The sequence below is a fragment of the Spirosoma koreense genome (assembly GCF_054777875.1).
In genome coordinates this window covers 66,030-82,225 of the sequence record NZ_BAAHAC010000022.1, presented here as the reverse complement: position 1 = coordinate 82,225, position 16,196 = coordinate 66,030, and the positions used below count along the sequence as shown (strand labels likewise).

15 protein-coding genes are annotated in these 16,196 nt (G+C 52.8%); 9 read left to right on the top strand and 6 right to left on the bottom strand.

Annotation, left to right across the window (positions count from 1 at the left end; all coding sequences use genetic code 11):
- The first annotated feature begins 23 nt into the window (after window positions 1-23).
- Complete coding sequence (locus ACYVC2_RS13935; protein WP_461103046.1) at window positions 24-806, top strand: peptidase associated/transthyretin-like domain-containing protein; 783 nt, start codon at window positions 24-26, stop codon at window positions 804-806.
- Between the two features lie 60 nt (window positions 807-866).
- Here ACYVC2_RS13935 and ACYVC2_RS13930 read toward each other — a convergent pair whose 3' ends face one another.
- The 5 genes from ACYVC2_RS13930 to ACYVC2_RS13910 form a co-directional block, all read right to left on the bottom strand.
- The gene (locus tag ACYVC2_RS13930; protein ID WP_461103045.1) at window positions 867-1,610 is read right to left on the bottom strand and encodes a LytR/AlgR family response regulator transcription factor; all 744 of its coding nucleotides are present in this window, start codon (window positions 1,608-1,610) and stop codon (window positions 867-869) included.
- A gap of 95 nt (window positions 1,611-1,705) precedes the next feature.
- Window positions 1,706-3,439, bottom strand: a complete 1,734-nt coding sequence (locus tag ACYVC2_RS13925; RefSeq protein ID WP_461103044.1) for a sensor histidine kinase — start codon at window positions 3,437-3,439, stop codon at window positions 1,706-1,708.
- Between the two features lie 253 nt (window positions 3,440-3,692).
- Window positions 3,693-4,196 (bottom strand): MOSC domain-containing protein, encoded by a 504-nt coding sequence (locus ACYVC2_RS13920; RefSeq protein WP_461103043.1) that lies wholly within the window; start codon window positions 4,194-4,196, stop codon window positions 3,693-3,695.
- Between the two features lie 95 nt (window positions 4,197-4,291).
- Entirely contained in the window at window positions 4,292-6,997 is a 2,706-nt protein-coding gene (locus ACYVC2_RS13915; protein ID WP_461103042.1) for a DUF5686 and carboxypeptidase regulatory-like domain-containing protein, read from the bottom strand.
- Between the two features lie 252 nt (window positions 6,998-7,249).
- Window positions 7,250-9,631, bottom strand: coding sequence for an alpha-L-rhamnosidase-related protein (locus ACYVC2_RS13910; RefSeq protein ID WP_461103041.1), 2,382 nt, complete (start codon window positions 9,629-9,631; stop codon window positions 7,250-7,252).
- A gap of 113 nt (window positions 9,632-9,744) precedes the next feature.
- Between ACYVC2_RS13910 and ACYVC2_RS13905 the strand changes: the two genes are divergently transcribed.
- The 8 genes from ACYVC2_RS13905 to ACYVC2_RS13870 all read left to right on the top strand — a co-directional run bounded on the left by ACYVC2_RS13905 (window position 9,745) and on the right by ACYVC2_RS13870 (window position 15,305).
- A complete protein-coding gene (locus ACYVC2_RS13905; protein ID WP_461103040.1) occupies window positions 9,745-11,238 on the top strand; it encodes a xylulokinase in 1,494 nt (497 codons plus the stop codon).
- A 19-nt stretch (window positions 11,239-11,257) separates the two neighbouring features.
- A complete protein-coding gene (locus ACYVC2_RS13900) occupies window positions 11,258-11,503 on the top strand; it encodes a DUF433 domain-containing protein (RefSeq protein ID WP_461103039.1) in 246 nt (81 codons plus the stop codon).
- Window positions 11,504-11,506: 3 nt separating this feature from the next.
- The gene (locus ACYVC2_RS13895; protein WP_461103038.1) at window positions 11,507-11,875 is read left to right on the top strand and encodes a DUF5615 family PIN-like protein; all 369 of its coding nucleotides are present in this window, start codon (window positions 11,507-11,509) and stop codon (window positions 11,873-11,875) included.
- Window positions 11,876-11,922: 47 nt separating this feature from the next.
- Window positions 11,923-12,663 (top strand): hypothetical protein, encoded by a 741-nt coding sequence (locus tag ACYVC2_RS13890; RefSeq protein ID WP_461103037.1) that lies wholly within the window; start codon window positions 11,923-11,925, stop codon window positions 12,661-12,663.
- Window positions 12,664-12,675: 12 nt separating this feature from the next.
- Window positions 12,676-13,146 (top strand): hypothetical protein, encoded by a 471-nt coding sequence (locus ACYVC2_RS13885; RefSeq protein ID WP_461103035.1) that lies wholly within the window; start codon window positions 12,676-12,678, stop codon window positions 13,144-13,146.
- Window positions 13,147-13,215: 69 nt separating this feature from the next.
- The gene (gene xylA / locus ACYVC2_RS13880; RefSeq protein ID WP_461103034.1) at window positions 13,216-14,556 is read left to right on the top strand and encodes a xylose isomerase; all 1,341 of its coding nucleotides are present in this window, start codon (window positions 13,216-13,218) and stop codon (window positions 14,554-14,556) included.
- A 69-nt stretch (window positions 14,557-14,625) separates the two neighbouring features.
- Window positions 14,626-14,844, top strand: a complete 219-nt coding sequence (locus tag ACYVC2_RS13875; protein ID WP_461103033.1) for a PLDc N-terminal domain-containing protein — start codon at window positions 14,626-14,628, stop codon at window positions 14,842-14,844.
- Window positions 14,841-15,305 carry a nuclear transport factor 2 family protein gene (locus tag ACYVC2_RS13870; RefSeq protein WP_461103032.1) on the top strand — a complete coding sequence of 155 codons (465 nt, stop codon included), beginning with the start codon at window positions 14,841-14,843 and terminating at the stop codon, window positions 15,303-15,305. Before ACYVC2_RS13875 ends, ACYVC2_RS13870 begins: the two co-directional genes overlap by 4 nt.
- On the opposite strand, the gene ACYVC2_RS13865 is transcribed toward ACYVC2_RS13870, so the two are convergent.
- Complete coding sequence (locus tag ACYVC2_RS13865) at window positions 15,306-16,124, bottom strand: enoyl-CoA hydratase/isomerase family protein (protein ID WP_461103031.1); 819 nt, start codon at window positions 16,122-16,124, stop codon at window positions 15,306-15,308.
- Window positions 16,125-16,196 lie beyond the last annotated feature (72 nt).

Genomic DNA, 16,196 nt, shown 5'->3' with positions numbered 1-16,196 from the left:
TGTCGAAAACGCGCTTGTACCCTATGCCCTATCGTCTCCTTCTGCTCGTCTGTCTTGTCTGCCTGCTGGGTCGGGCCGATAGCGCACGGGCACAGGGTAAGTACGTTATTGGAACGGTGGTCGATCAGGCAACCCGACAAGCCGTCGATCGGGCCACGGTCATCAATCAACGAACCCGCCAGCGCGCCCGCACAAACGCTACTGGCCGTTTTTTTCTGACGGTTCAGCCAGGCGATTCATTGATTCTGACCAGCCAGCTTTACAACCGCACTGGCATTCGCTACGATGGATCGACTAATCCAACCATCATTGCCCGCGCGCTGCCGCCCATGCCCTATCGGGTAGTCGATCTGGCAGAGGTGACCGTAACGGGGAAGCGCTACGAGGAAGTAAAGCGTGAGATACAGCAGTTGCTCGACGAGCCGGTAGCTTCCAAGAAAGTAACCGGCGAACAAACATTTGACCGGCTGGCCGACGGTGCGGGCGTTACGCTCCTATACGAGGTTTTTGGGAAACGTCCTAAATCGGATCGCAAAGCTCGGTACATCATGCAGCAGGATCGGCGGCACGCACTGGCGTTAGAACGATTCCGGCTGCTGGTAGAACAGTCGACGAACGTGAAAGCAGATGAAATCGACCGCTTTTTCGATTTCTGCGATCTGGACGATGACTTTCTGTTGAAATCGGAAGACTACGACCTGATCAACACCATTCAGCAGCTTCGTAACCGCTACCGCGAAGGTTTCAACCGCCCCAGCCGGATTGCTCCCGACCCCAGCCAATCTCAACCCAAACAGCGGCAATAGAAGCACGTTGGTATATCCGGCAACTTACTGCTTATCAGTAATCGACTCAGTTATACCCCCTTATTTCGTCCGGACGATTCTGAGCTTTTTCATCAGTTCCTTGCGACCGGCCGCCGGAATCTGTAAAACCGTCTGGTTATCGGTCATGAACAAATAATTATCCTCCAGCCGCTTTATATAGTTCAGGTTGATCAGCAGCGACCGCGACAGCCGATGGAAATTAGGCCAGGGAAAATACTGCGCCATATGGCTCAGATTGGTGCTGATCTGATACGGCAGTTTCTGTCCTGTCAAAAATACCCTGGCATAGGAGCCGTCAGCCTCTACATAAACCACATCGTTTGCATCTATTTTCTCGTAACCCTTATCGACGGGCAAAAAAACCTGCCCGGTTATCGCTACCTCGGCACTGCTGCTGGCCAAAGTCTGAAAATATAAGTACGATAGTTCGACCTTCGCTTTCAGTTCATCCGGCTGGAAAGGTTTCAGTAGGTAAGCAAGCGGCTGAGTTTCCTTAACTGCTTGGTAGGTTTGGGGCTCCGAGTGAGCGGTCAGGTAAATAATTGGCATCCGGCGGGTACTCAGCAGTTCTTTGGCAATGGTTATGCCATCAGCCGGCGAATCAGCCAGATGAATATCGATCAGAGCCAGGTCGGGCGCGTGCAGCTTTACCGATGCCAGCGCCTGTTGATAAGTTCGCGCTATGGCTATCACCTCATGACCCGCTTCCCATAACGTCGTCCGGATGTCCATAGCTGTCAGTAGATTATCTTCTACGACCAGAATTTTTAGAGAGCGGATCATACAAAAAAGTGGTTCGGTGTGGATACCATTCGGATTAAGTTTATCATAACCCAACGCGCCCAGATATAACTCTCTACGTTCGATATACTCCCGGCCTAGGCGGGAAAATCCATTGTGAACACAACCCCGTTCGCTGACTGAAAGCGATAGGTTCCATAAAGCTGTTCGACCTGCGATTGTATCAACTGAATGCCAAACGATCCTTTCTGCATACCATATGGCTCACGTCCAGGACGGGTTGTCGGCCATCCGGGCCCATTGTCGGCTACGCTGAGTTCTAGTTTATCTTTCTTTTGAAGACAACTGATAACCAATACCGGATTTTCGTTGTCGATGAAGGCGTATTTGCAGGCATTCGTCGTTAACTCATTGATGATCAAACCAACGGAAACCGCTTTATCAGCTGACACACGGATTGGGTCCAGGGTAAAGCGAGGCTGCAGATGTGCGTAGCCATAGTTTTTCAGCACCATTTGCACCAGCTCCCGGATAAAGGCATCGAGATTTACTTCGGCTAACTGATTGCCGTCATAAAGCCGCCTGTGCAAAATAGCCATCGATTCGACCCGGAGCCGGGTTTCGACGATAGCCTCTTTGGCGGCTCCATCTGTCAGTTGCTTAGCCTGCAGGCTAAGCAGACTCGCAACCACCTGCAGGTTGTTTTTGACGCGATGGTTCTGCTCCTTAACCAATTCCTCATTTCGGCGGCTGATGCGCTGGTTTTTCCGGGAGAGCCGAAAAAAGACGATGCTCATGCCAGTAGCCATTGCAAATAAGACGGAAGCGACGATGGAAAAGCGCTTTTGCAGCAGCAAATTCTGGTCGTTGAGCGCTATCGATTTTTGCTGTGCTTTCAGCAATGCTTCTTTTTTGCTGGTTTCATACTTGATATTCAGCCGGGTCACGGTTCCGTCATAATCAGACAGTAGCTGACGCTTTTCCAGCTCGCTCAGGCTTTTGAGCCGCTCATACGCTTTTTTCCACTGGCCGGTTTTCTCGAAATAGCGGACAAACTGACTATCCATCAGCAGGCGCATATCGTATTCATCCAGCTTCTTCAGGGCACAAAACCGTTCGGACCGATCAAGCATCGACCAGGCTTCACCAAACTGATCCAGGGCGATGTAGGCGCCAGCCAGATGCAGCATGGCAAATAACTGACTACCCTCTTTGTTTTTACGGACAAACAAAGCCCACGCTTTTTTGAGGTAGGCGACCGACTGTTGGTCTTTCTGCGCTGTCAGGAAGGTGCCTAACCGTAGAAAGGCTTCTGCTACGGCTAGCGTGTCTTTCAGCTCCAGGCCCAGTTGCGCACTCTGTTTGTAGAAGTACAGAATGGTGTCGCGCCTTACCCGATCCTTCGTCGATGTACGGTCGCGTAGGTTCTCGTACACGCCCCCCAAAGCACCATATGCCCGCATCAAGGCCAATTTAGACCGAATCCGTTCGGCCACCTTCAGCGCGAGCCTGGCGTAATTTATCGACTCCTTAAGATGCGCCTGCTTGCTTTCATTTTCGCTTAGCCGAACATAAAGCCTGCTCAGCTCAAACGAGTCTCCTCGGGGTTCGAGGATTTGTAGTGAGTTGAGGAAATAACTCTGCGACGATCGGTAATCTCCCGCAAAAACGTAGGTTTTGCCGTACAGATACCAGGCTTCGGCCAATAAGAGCGAGTCGTTGGCAGCAAGGGCGCGCTGCTCGGTTTGCCGGGCTTGTTGCAACCGCTCAGGGTTGACGTTCAGACTTGGGTATCCCTGCCCGGAACTGACTGCCTGACCGGCCAGCCAAACCAGCAAAGCACCGCAAAAGAGCTGAACAGAACGGAGCATCGGAAAGGAGCTTCAGAGTGATTTTGCCGGGTACAGAACCTTTCCTCAAATGTATTGAAACCGGACCAATTATCAGGCTAAAGACCTCAGAAGAAAAAAGTTATGGTTTAAAAGAAAAAGGAGCGGGTTAACAAAACCGCAGTTGGTAGTTAAAACAGACGAAGGCATATTTGTTAGATGCGCTCAGCTATGATAGCCCTTGAAGCTCTCTGGCTTTCCGCTTCTATCCACACTTTTTCAAACCAGCTATGGTTCAGGTTGTAAGCTGTGCGGACAGACCGCTGCGGACTGTTACTTCGTCCCCTACCCGTATTGTTCCGCCCTCGATAACTCTGGCTGTAAGCCCACCGTGACCGCGCATGGCGTTATAACCACCAGGACCAAGTGCCGTTTCCATTTTGGAGCAAGGATGACACAGCCCGGTGATTTGCAGCACCACTTCTCCAATCTGAACATGATGATCTTTTAAGGCCAGCAGATTGACGCCCGACACGACAATATTTCGCCGGAGTAGAGCAGGGTCGAGGCTTTCCCGACCCGTCAGGGCCGCCACGACGGGCAAATGCTCGGCCTGAATCAGGGTTACGTCGCGATTGCCGCTTCGTCCGTTATAATGGTCGCCCGCGATCCCATTCTTTTCGGAAAGGGCGATTGCATCGACCACCTGCATCGGCTCGTGCCGTTCGGGTCGGATGCCCATCCATTCGACCCGGCCAGGTCGCGGAAAGACGTCGAAAAGGTCTTTTATATTCTGCACGGTAGCGGACTGTGGTTTTGTGATCCTATCCAATAACCAGATTGACCGCTAAAAAGTCATACCGATCGGTAAAATCACAAAAATCCGGGACCCGGTTAGCGGCCAAACTTCAGCGTTGTTCCGATTCGGAAGCCCAGCCCCTGATACGTTCCCTGCTGCCACTGCGAAACGACCTCGACCCGGAAGAAAGGCAATATTTGCGGAATCAGGCCATCCAGTCCATACCCAACTTCGGTGTAGTTTTTCGAGGCTGGTGTGTACAGGTAATGGACGAAAAGGTTCTCCTTCAGTCCAATGAGCCGTACCAGCGTCAATTGGGTCACGAGCAATTGGCGAAACTCAGCCAGTACGTGCGCTTCGGCAAAGCGCTGGCCCGTGCTGTACTGATAATAGGGCAGTAACCGAAAACTCGACACCACGTCGCCTTGCTGGAAGAAAAACTCATTCCCCGTAAAATGCTTAAAATCCGGGAAATACAGTTTTCGGTCGGTCAGAAACGCCCCGGCGCTGAGTTGGTAATTTAATCGGCTCCGTATGCCCGTCTCGAACGAATGGCTAATGGTGGCCTGGAGAAAATCATAATCCACGTCGGCCATTCCTTTCCGGTAATTAAGGGTCAGCAGCGGAGCATCGTTGTCGCGCCGGGCAATGCGTCGGCCGTTGCGGATGACGTACTGGGTAGCCCCCAGCCGGGCCGAAGCGGTCAGATTCAGAACCAAGGCGTTATGGGTCGGAAAAGCCGTCGTCGCTACTTCGGCGTTGTCGGGCCGGTTAGTCGTAAAAGTACGATTCCGCCAGTCGATCCAGGGCTTAAGATCCTCCCGGTAGTTGGCGAGTTCAGTCCGGCGGGCGTATTCCAGATTTCCGGATATGGTAAGCCGGCTATTGAACGGCGACGCGCTGAGGGCCAGATCAACGAACTCTTTCTGATAGAGTTTGATAAAATTCTGCTCGAATAACAACGTCGTCAGCGAGTTCAAAAACGGACTGATGGCATTCTCAGGATTAAACTGGTACAGATACCGGCCGGCCGTGGCTTTCACCCGGGTATTTTTGTATTGATAGCCCGCTTCCCCGTAACCCACAAACCCTTTTCGTCCGAACTGATACCGGCCTGTGCCGCCCAGGTTCCATTCGCCCAGCGGAATCTGCACAAACCGACTAACCGAATCAGTTTTTCGCCGGTAGCGTAGGTTCAACGCCCCTTCCAGCGTGTACCCTTCGACAGTGTTGTATTCGATTCTTGACAGAGGACTCGTATAAACCAGCGAGCTTTGCTTGCTGAGTCGCCAGGTATGTCCGCCCAGCAACTGGCCCGGCGAAAATTTATTCGGCGATTTTTTCTTCGCGGTGCTATCGCGCTTGCCCAGTCCACGACCGGTCGAATCACCGGGCACTTTTATTTCACGCACCAGTCCCAGGCTATCGGCTTTTCGGTAGCTTTTCACCTCGGCCGTCGTCAGGGGCACCGACCGGAGCGAATCCCAGAAGACGTTCGTACGTCGGCGGGCCAGCGAATCGACCACCAGCGAGTCGTCGCGGATAACCGTCACGTCTTCCTTCCGATTTTTACGGGCCTGTTTTTCCTGCTTTTCATACTCTTTGACCAGCTGGCGCAGGTTTTTCGTCGAAAACTCTTTCTGCTTTTTTACCAGATCATCGAGCTGTTTGCCTTTAATATCGCTCTTGGACAGGGTTTGCGTCGGCGGGCCTTTTTTCTCGTCGGCCACTTCGATCTCCTCCACAAACGCCGGATTCACCACAAACTCGCTGAAGGTCAGATTTCGGATGTAATAACCGGTAGCCTTCACGCCCAAATACGAACCGCTGGCGTCGTACCGCTGATTCGTCGGCATCCAGACGCCCTGAATCGGTCGGCACGTGTGCCGAATTTTGATGGACACGCCAATGTTATTCACCGTCTCGAGCTGTAGGCTATGGATAGCCCAGGTGTTTTCCAGGATATAAACCGTTCCCCGAAACACGCCCTCGCCGTACTGACGCGGAATTACCTGAATTTTACTCACCTCGACCGGTTTCCCGTCGGGCCCTGGCTCCTGAAAAGTGCCCTTGTACTCAAACTTGTAGTAAGCAAACGCTTTAGGCGACAGGGGCGAAACGGCATCGGCTACGGTCGGACTGTAGAAACTGGCGTTATAGAATCGGTTAGGGCTCAGAAAATCACCCTGCGAGTTACGGTTTGCAATGATGCGCTGCCGAAAGGTATTTGGCTGATTGAACGTTACTTCGGCCACGGTTTCGTTCAGTACAGGAACGCCTACTTTAAAATTGAAGTCACGCTCTGCTTCTTTCAACTGCTTTCGAAAAGCCATCTCAGCCAGGTTGGGCAGGTCGAGCACTGTAAACGACGATTTTGTGTAGACCCGGGCTTTAAACCGTTGCACCTGTAATTCATGAAATCGACTTTTGGCAATAGCCCGGCGCATGATCGTATAGGCCGGATCTTCGTTTCCGGCTTTGGTCTGCACTTCTGCCAGGCGGTAGGCCTGCTCTTCCAGAACGGCGTCCAGCGTGCTGAAACCAGTGGTAATCTCTACGGGTTTCTGGATAGTCTGGAAGCCCAGGTATTGAAAGACAATCTCATATTTTCCGGGAGCCAGCGCGGTTTCGTAACGGCCTTCGGCGTTCGTGATCGTGCCATTCGACGTTCCTTTTACAATTACAGCGGCAAACGGTAAGACATCACCCTGCTTATTTTTGACCGTACCGCGCAACCCCGTCTGGGCCGTTGCCAGCGATGAGGTCAACAAAATCAAGAAAATCGGTATAGTACGTTTCATGCGGCCGTCGCTTAGCTTCTGCATCCGAATGTACGATGCAATCGAATGGTTCTGCGCTTTTTATACGTAAATAGCGGGTTTACGATGAACCTGTTGAGTATTTAAAAACACCATTGGCAACACCATTTTTAACCACGCTATTTGGTTAAACAGGTTCTATAGAAGCGTCAATTGGGTAGATGCTGCAACCCGGCTAAGCGTTGCTTGTGCATTTGTTAAAAACTCATAACTACGACTAAACCCAACCGAGGCTTATAAGCTTACCGTCTGCTTACCCGCTTTCAGCGGCAGCGTTTTGCCTTTCCAGCGTAGGGTGCCGGTCAGGTTGGCAGGCAGGGTTATATTACCAGTCAGTCCGCCCGTTTTTGACTTCTGGAACTGCACCGCAATCTCGCCGAGCGGATGCGGCATGCTGCCATCCACGGTCGTCAGGTCGCCCAGAAAGGGCTCGATCCGTACGGTTCGAAAACCCGGTTCGCCGGTACGGATGCCACAGGTAGTAGACAGAAACTCGTAGAGCGGAGAAGCACTCCAGGCGTGGCAGTCGGAACGAGTGGGCTCGGGGTTTTCGGCGAAAGTGGTCAGGCCAATAGCCAACATGTCGCGCCAGGGTTTTAGCTGAGCAATGAACTGATCACCCAGACCGGTTTTTTTAAGCGCTTCGAACAGATAAAACTTGAAGTAGAACGTTGCCTGGGTCAGCGAGGTATCGGTCATGGTTTTCTGCATCAGAGCCGCCTGCTGTGCGGCCGGTACCGCGTCGGTTAGCACGGCCAGAATATTGGCATGCTGACTGAACGAGTTTTTCTCGGGCGTGTCGGCAAACAGCCCGCGGCTGGCGTCCCAGCATTGCGCATTGACCGCTTTATTGATCCGGCGAGCCAGGTCGCGGTAACTTTCGGCGCGTTCGTTCTGACCGTAGTGCGCCAGCAGGTCGCCCGCCCGGAAAAACGTATAGGCTTGCTGAAGTGACAGAATACTCGACCCGCCTTTTCGGGCACCCGCCGGAACGCCACCCGCGATTTCATCCTTCGCATTTTTCCACGGCGACCAGTCGACAAAATTCCACCATTCCAGCGGTCCATTTAATCCCGTTTTCGCCAGGCGTTGCTCATGCCAGTTCAGTACGCTCAGGATGCCGGGCAGCATCGATTTCACAAAGGCGTCGTCCTGGCGATGCATCCAGTAGTCGTGTATCATGCAAACCCAGAAGAGTGAGAACGTCGGGATCACCTGGAAATCTGCCGATGGATAGCGGCTTTGGGTGAGCCCATCGTTGAACCGGCTGTGGTCGTAGTCCATGATGGCTTTGCGCATCAGTCGGTCGTCGCCCGTTACGTAAAGCGAAATCATAGATTGTATGCGCGTATCGCCTGTGTACTGCAACTGTTCGTAATACGGGCAATCGTAATAGGTCTCGCCCGCGCAGAGCCGGGCCGTACGCCAGCCCACATTCCAGAGAGATTTCAGAGTCGTGTCGCTGGTGGCAAACCGGGCTTTCTGCTCGAACGGATAGCCCGTAAACTGACCAACCAGATCGTCCAGCACCAGCGGTTCTCCTTTGGTTTCCACCGTCAGTTGCAGATACCGGTATGTCCGGAACCAGAGTGGCCGGAACGTACGTCGGGCACTGCCATCGGCTACAAACTGGTCATCGAACCCACGCATGGTGCGCCCATCGATCTCATTACGGTTTCCTTTTTTTCCCTGCGCATCGATCAGCGCTTCGGCATACGAGAGCGTGATGACGGCGTCCTTACCCCGGCTGACGGTCAGTTCGGGATAGGCGTTGGTCAGGTGGCTCTGGTCGATCAGAAAAACAGCTTTTGTGTTCGCCGGGACGGTTACCGGTGCTTTTCCCTGAAGAAAGGCGTTATCCATTTTACCATTTTCTACCCGCCGAACCGAAGCGAGCCGCACCGTATTTTCTTCCATCATCGGGATCGTGCGCGGCACCAGCCCCCAGTTACCATCGGTACCCAGCCCACGGGGTTTGGTCGGAAACCCAAGCGGCTTCGCACTCAACCAGGTTTTATCGTCGAAATTAGGCTGTTCCCAGCCCCACGGATATTTGGCCGCATCGACCCGGTCGCCATCGCCCGCTACGATGTACGTCCGGAGTTTCGGAATATCGTTTTTGATGGGCGAATAGGCCGGATTCTGGTAAATCTTCCAGCTGGCATCGGTATTCGCTACTTTTTCGGCTTCGCCATCACCCTGCAAAAGAAACCCAAGCTGATAACTCATTTGCGCAAACGGAGCCCCTTCGCCCATGTACCACACCTGCGCGGCCAGCACATTCCGGCCCGCCTGTAGGTAAGGAGCCAAATCGAGGGTTTCGTAATTCCAGTTCTGTAAGTCGCTGCGAGCCGGTCCCAAAGCCACAGCTTTTCCGTTGACAAACAAGCGGTATCGGTTGTCTGCCGACACGTGAACAATAAAGCGGGCGGGCTTTTGAGCCAGCTCGATAGTTTTCCGAAAATGGTAGATGCCGTACTGTCGGGCTGGTGCCGTTGGGTGCAGAATCCAGCGGGCAGGCCAGTACTGAGCGGTCCAGTTGGCCGAACCCATCGGTTGGTTCTGCGCAAAAACCGTTGTTGTGCATAAAAGCAAAAAGAGCCAGGCGTATTTCATAAAAGCAGGGGCGTGTCATGCCGACTACAAAATAAGCGACAATTTTACTGCACTTACTGATTATCCTCTTCCCGTCGTACTTTCGCATTGAAATTCCTAACTTCAGTAACCGCATGTATTTTCTTGGATTCGACCTCGGCAGTTCGTCCGTCAAAGCCTGTTTAGTGGATGCCGACAGTGGCAAGGCCGTCGCGTCAGCGTTTTTCCCCCAACCCGAAATGGTGATTGAAGCCCCTCAACCGGGCTTCGCCGAACAACAGCCTGACATCTGGTGGCAAAACGCCTGTCTGGCCAGTAAAGCCGTTATTCAGCAGGCGGCCATCCGGCCCGAGGACGTCAAAGCCATCGGTATTTCGTACCAGATGCACGGGCTGGTCGTGGTTGACAAGGATTTCAACGTATTGCGCCCCTCGATTATCTGGTGCGACAGTCGGGCTGTTCCCTATGGCAATCAGGCATTCGACGCGCTGGGGCATCAACGGACCCTGCAGCACCTGCTCAACTCACCGGGAAATTTCACAGCGGCCAAGCTGGCCTGGGTAAAAGCCAACGAACCCGACATTTACGCACAGGTCGCTCACTTTATGCTGCCTGGTGATTACCTGGCGGCTCGGATGACGGGTTCTATCGTTACTACTCCTTCGGGACTTTCGGAAGGTGCTTTCTGGGATTTTCAGGCAAACCAGCCCGCGCAGTTTCTGCTGGACTATTTCGGCTTCGACTCAGGGCTGATTCCGACCATCAAACCCACCTTTGCGCCCCAGGGCGAGCTAACAGCTTCGGCTGCGGTCGAACTGGGATTGGCAACCGGTACGCCCGTTACGTACCGCGCGGGCGATCAGCCCAACAATGCCTGGTCGCTGAACGTACTGGAGCCGGGCCAGATTGCCGCTACGGCCGGTACGTCGGGAGTTGTGTACGGCGTAAGCGACCAGGCGAAATACGACCCCAAATCGCGGGTAAATACGTTCCTGCACGTCAGCCATACGGCCGAAGCGCCACGCTATGGGGTTCTGCTGTGCGTAAACGGCACCGGCATTCTGAACAGCTGGCTCCGCAATCAGGTGTTGCGCCGGTCGGTGGGCTACGACGAAATGAACGGACTGGCCCACGAAGCTCCCGTTGGTGCTGATGGCTTGGTGTGTCTGCCCTTCGGCAACGGTGCCGAACGCATGCTCGAAAATGCGGATTTAGGTGCGTCGTTCCACGGTCTGCAACTGACGCGGCACGGACTGCCGCACATGATCCGCGCGGCCCAGGAAGGAATTGTATTTGCGCTGTACTACGGCATTCAGATTATGGAAAGCGTGGGAGTTGGCCTGCAAACTATCCGGGCGGGCGAAGCCAACATGTTCCTCAGCCCCCTTTTTCGTGATACCCTGGCCAACCTCACAGGCGCGGTGATCGAACTCTACAATACCGACGGAGCGCAGGGAGCCGCTCGCGGAGCTGGTCTGGGACTTGGGTACTATAAAACTCCTCAGGAAGCCTTCATGGGTCTGCACGTAACCAAGACGATCGAACCCGACATGCGGGCACAGGAAGGCTATCGGGAAGCCTACGGGCGCTGGCTGTCGGTCCTTGAATCTGGAAACAAAATTGACTGATTTATAATAACTTTATGTTATGAAATACGTCCATCCTCGTTACCCGCGCATCACTATTGACCCTGATATATGCACAGGCAAGCCGTGCATTAGAAATATGCGCTTCCCAGTGACCTCGTTACTTGCTTATCTAAGCAGTGGAATGACTTACGAAGAACTCCTTAATGAATTTCCCTTTCTGGAACGTGAGGATATTCTGGAAGCGCTATCATTTTCATCCGAAATGCTACACGAGAACTTCTTTCCGCTCCAGAAAGCTGCCTGACCGATGAAGTTTTTGCTGGATGTAAATCTCCCACCATCACTTGGATTGAGATTGGAGTTAGTCGGTCATTCCTATCGCTGGGTGCCACTCTGTATGCACCCAACTTCTAGTGACTACTCGATTATTGAAGAAGCATTATTGAACAACGAAGTCATTCTAACTCATGATACAGACTTCGGTACGCTACTCACCTTTGCAAACACAGCCAAACCTTCTGTTGTGCTTTTCCGAATAGATAAAATTAACGCTGAACTCTTCTTTACACTACTGATAAATAACTGGTCTATTATCAGTCAACCCTTGCAGGATGGGGCACTAATCATTTTTGAAAAAGACAAATTTCGCATTCGTGAACTACCCATGAGGCAATAGCGATCGATGCACGCATCAACTCTTCAGGCCACTACCTCAAAAACGATATGAAAACCCTGGCTTTTCTTCTGCTCTTCTCAGCAGTTCTGCTAAGCTGTTCACCTACGATTCAGGTCGTTACCCTGCGCGGATCGAACGTCCGGCCCGCTACCGAGGGCTTGGTCATGGATAATGACACCCTGACGCTTCGGTACGACTTCGCCAGCGAACGGGGGCTCATGCACATTACGCTGATAAACAAACTCAATCAACCGCTTTATGTCGACTGGAAGCGCTCGTCGTTTATTGTTGGTCAGGAGAAACTCGATTACTGGTACGACGTAGCGGATGTGCAGTTGACCGGCACTTACTCCGGTGGGCGTTACAGCCGGTACACCGTCGAGAACCTGAGCGGTAGTGTTTCCAAAGAAGATAAGATTAGTTTTATTCCGCCCCAGACGAAGCTCGAAAAGCGGCAGTTCGTGCTGGTGCCCAGCGGCTCTATTCGTCAGTCTGGACCGTTCAACACCGAGCAGGAACCTTCGAATATGTCCAATCGCAAAAAGCCGATTGCGGTCAAAGTTTATACCTATTCCGCCGATCAGTCTCCGCTGACGTTCCGGAATTATCTGACGCTCTCTACCGATAAGGATTTTAAAACGGAGTTTCACATTGATACCAAGTTCTGGGCGTCGGATGTTAAAGAATTGCCACGCGATCAGGTGCTTTCCGAGTTCAATGGTCAGTATCAGGTACCCGTGCCGTTCAAAAAGCCGGATAGCTTTTACGTTGTCTTACCCATTCAATAAACCTTCTCCAGCATGGCAAACCCCGTTTTTACGAAACTCAACTACAAAGCGCAGCCCGAGATCGCAGTGCTCAACGCTCCTGAAGAGTTCCTGCCTGTTCTGGACGACATGAGGCCGTCGGCAACGATTGTCAGCGATTCAGAGCAAATTCAGGTCGGTAGTTTTGTCATGGCGTTTGTCAAAACGCAGTCGGACGTAGACGCGGTCAGCCAGACATTAGCCCAAAAACTCCAGGGTGATGGCATTCTGTGGCTGGCTTACCCGAAAGGCTCCTCGAAAAAATATACGTGTGATTTTAATCGCGACACCGGCTGGACTCGCCTGGGTGAGCTGGGCTTCGAACCCGTTCGGCAGGTTGCCATTGATGACGACTGGAGCGCCTTGCGGTTTCGCCGGGTCGAATACGTCAAAAAAATGACCCGCCAGGAAAGTGGAGCTTTGTCGGAGCAGGGAAAAGCGAAGGTTCGTCAGGGCGCAGCTTAATACCTGACCGGTTGCATAAGGAGAAACAGTTATCGACGCGCTTTTTTGATTCCTTATCTTCCAAAGTCTATGGCTACTGTCCAATTAACCCTCGGCGAAAAAGCGTACTTTCCTTTCCTGGAAAAACCGGTTCAATATGAAGGCCGCGAGTCCGACAACCCACTGGCGTTCAAATTCTATGATGCAAATCGGCCGATTCTGGGGAAACCCATGAAGGATCTGTTTCGGTTTGCGACGGCTTACTGGCACACGTTCTGTGGTACCGGTGCCGATCCGTTTGGGCCCGGTGTCAAACATTTTCCGTGGGATGCCAACTCCGACCGGCTGGCAGCTGCCCACGACAAAATGGATGCGGCTTTCGAGTTTATTACCAAGATTGGCATGGAGTTTTATTGCTTCCACGACGTCGACGTAGCGCCGGAAGGAAATTCCAATGCCGAGTTTGAGAAAAACTTTCGGGCCATTGTCGATTACGCCAAACAGAAACAGGCTGCCAGTGGTGTCCGGTTACTGTGGGGCACGGCCAACCTGTTTTCGCACGAACGCTACATGAACGGTGCTTCCACAAACCCCGATTTTCATGTATTGGCTCACGGCGGCTGGCAGGTGAAAAACGCCATCGACGCTACCATCGAGCTGGGCGGTTCCGGTTATACCTTCTGGGGAGGTCGCGAGGGATACATGTCGCTACTGAACACGAATATGAAACGGGAGCAGGAACACCTGGCTAAATTCCTGCAAATTAGCCGCGACTATGCCCGAAAACAGGGTTTCAAAGGCGCTTTTTACATCGAGCCCAAGCCGATGGAGCCGACCAAGCACCAGTACGACTTCGACGCGGCTACGGTAGTCGGCTTCCTGAATCGCTACGGATTGCAGGATGACTTCGAACTGAACATCGAAACCAACCATGCCACCCTGGCCAACCATACCTTTGCGCACGAATTGCAGGTGGCGGCCGACAACAACATGCTTGGAAGCATCGACGCGAACCGGGGCGATTACCAAAACGGCTGGGATACGGATCAGTTTCCGGTAGACGTTTACGAACTGACCGAAGCGATGCTGGTGATTCTCGAAGCGGGTGGTCTGAAATCGGGTGGCGTCAACTTCGATGCTAAAACCCGCCGAAATTCGACGGATCTGGAAGATATTTTCATTGCGCACATCGGCGGAATGGATACCTTCGCCCGGGCCGCCATTGCCGCCGAAGCCATTCTGAATAAATCGGCGTACAAAAAATTACGGGCCGATCGCTACGCCAGCTACGATTCGGGCGAAGGCGCCCGCTTCGAAAAAGGCGAACTAACGCTTGACGATCTGCGTGAATATGCGCTGCAAAACGGTGAGCCGAAACAGGTAAGCGGTAAGCAGGAATTATATGAAATGATTCTGAATCAGTATATTTAGTTTACAGGTTACGGGCCGATTGCATACCATCGTTCGGCCCGTAACCTGTAAACTAAGCCCGATCGGCTCATGCCTACGTTTATCGGAATAGGTGGGCAGGAGCTGATTTTCGTGCTGCTGTTTGCGGGCGCTTTTCTTTTACTGCCCCTTATCGCGCTGATCGATGTGGTCCGCAGTGAGTTTCAAGGACCGAACGATAAATTGATTTGGGTAATTATCATCGTTTTCCTGAATATTATCGGCGCTATTCTCTACTTTGCTATCGGTCGTAACCAACGTATTCCATGAAACTGCTGTCGTTACTTATCGGGTCTTTTTTATCCATTCCTGCACTGGCTCAGTCGGGGGAAGAAGCGGCCGTAAAAAACACGGTCAACCAACTTTTTGCCGGGATGCAAAAAGCGGATTCAACCTTGTTGAAGCCGCTCTTCACACCGTCGGCCCGGCTTCAGACGGTTGTCAACAAACAGGGAGACGTATCGGTACGCGACGAAGCCATCAGTATGTTTATCAATTCGATCGGCAAGGCCAAAGCCGGAACGCTGGACGAGCGACTGTCGGGGATGGAAATCAAGATCGATGGCGAACTGGCAACGGCCTGGACGCCGTATGTCTTCTATTTTCAGGACAAGAAAAGCCACTGCGGTGTCAACGCGTTTACGCTTGTGAAGATGAACGGCAGCTGGAAAATTCAGACCATCATCGATACGCGCCGGAAAGACAACTGCCCGGATCTGCCCAAGTCGTAATTACTGCCCTGACCATTTCGGCGGTCGTTTTTCCAGGAAAGCGGCCATACCCTCTTTTGCGTCGGGCGTCTGCTGAAGCCGTTGAAATTGGTCGTACAGATAAGCCTGCCGGTCCTCCGGAGCTTCGTTCTTTAACTGCTGATACGCCCGCAATCCGAACTGCAACGCCGTCGGCGAAAACTGCTTTAACTCCTCCGCTAATTTCTGAACTTCTGCATCCAACTGATCTGCCTCTACGACAGCCGTAACGAGACCAACGGTTTGTGCGTCGGACGCAGAAAGCGTTCGCGCGCGCAGGCACAAGTCGAGTGCGGTGCGGGCGGGCATGAGCTCGAGCAACACCCCCAGCACCTGAAACGGGAATAGCCCACGCTTTACTTCGGGTAAACTAAACGTGGCAGAACCGGCAGCGATCACGTACGTACTCCCTCCTACCAGTAAGAAACCACCGGCATAGACAGCGCCCTGCACCCGGGCAATGCAGGGTTTATGCAGGTCGGCCAGCAAGTCGGCCAGCCGAATCGGGCCGGTCGGCTCCGGAATCGCACTGGCTTCCTGCTCCCCCTGCGACAAACTTTTCAGGTCCATGCCCGCGCAGAACGTATCGCCAGCGGCTGCCAGAACTACCAGCCAAACATCTTTGGCATACTGCGCATAGGTCAGGGCGAAGGCCAGTTCCCTCAGCATAAGCGGGTTCAGCGCATTCTTTTTTTCGGGGCGGTTCAGCGTAACGGTTAATACGTGGTCAGTCAGCGACGTGAGTAGGTACTGAAACCCCTGGGCGGGCAGTTGAGCGGTCTGTTCGGCGGTGTACAGCATAGGATGAAAGGTACGGAAATACCACTTAAAAAATCTTCGACAGCCGGCATATGGTTAGATCAGCTTTTCCAG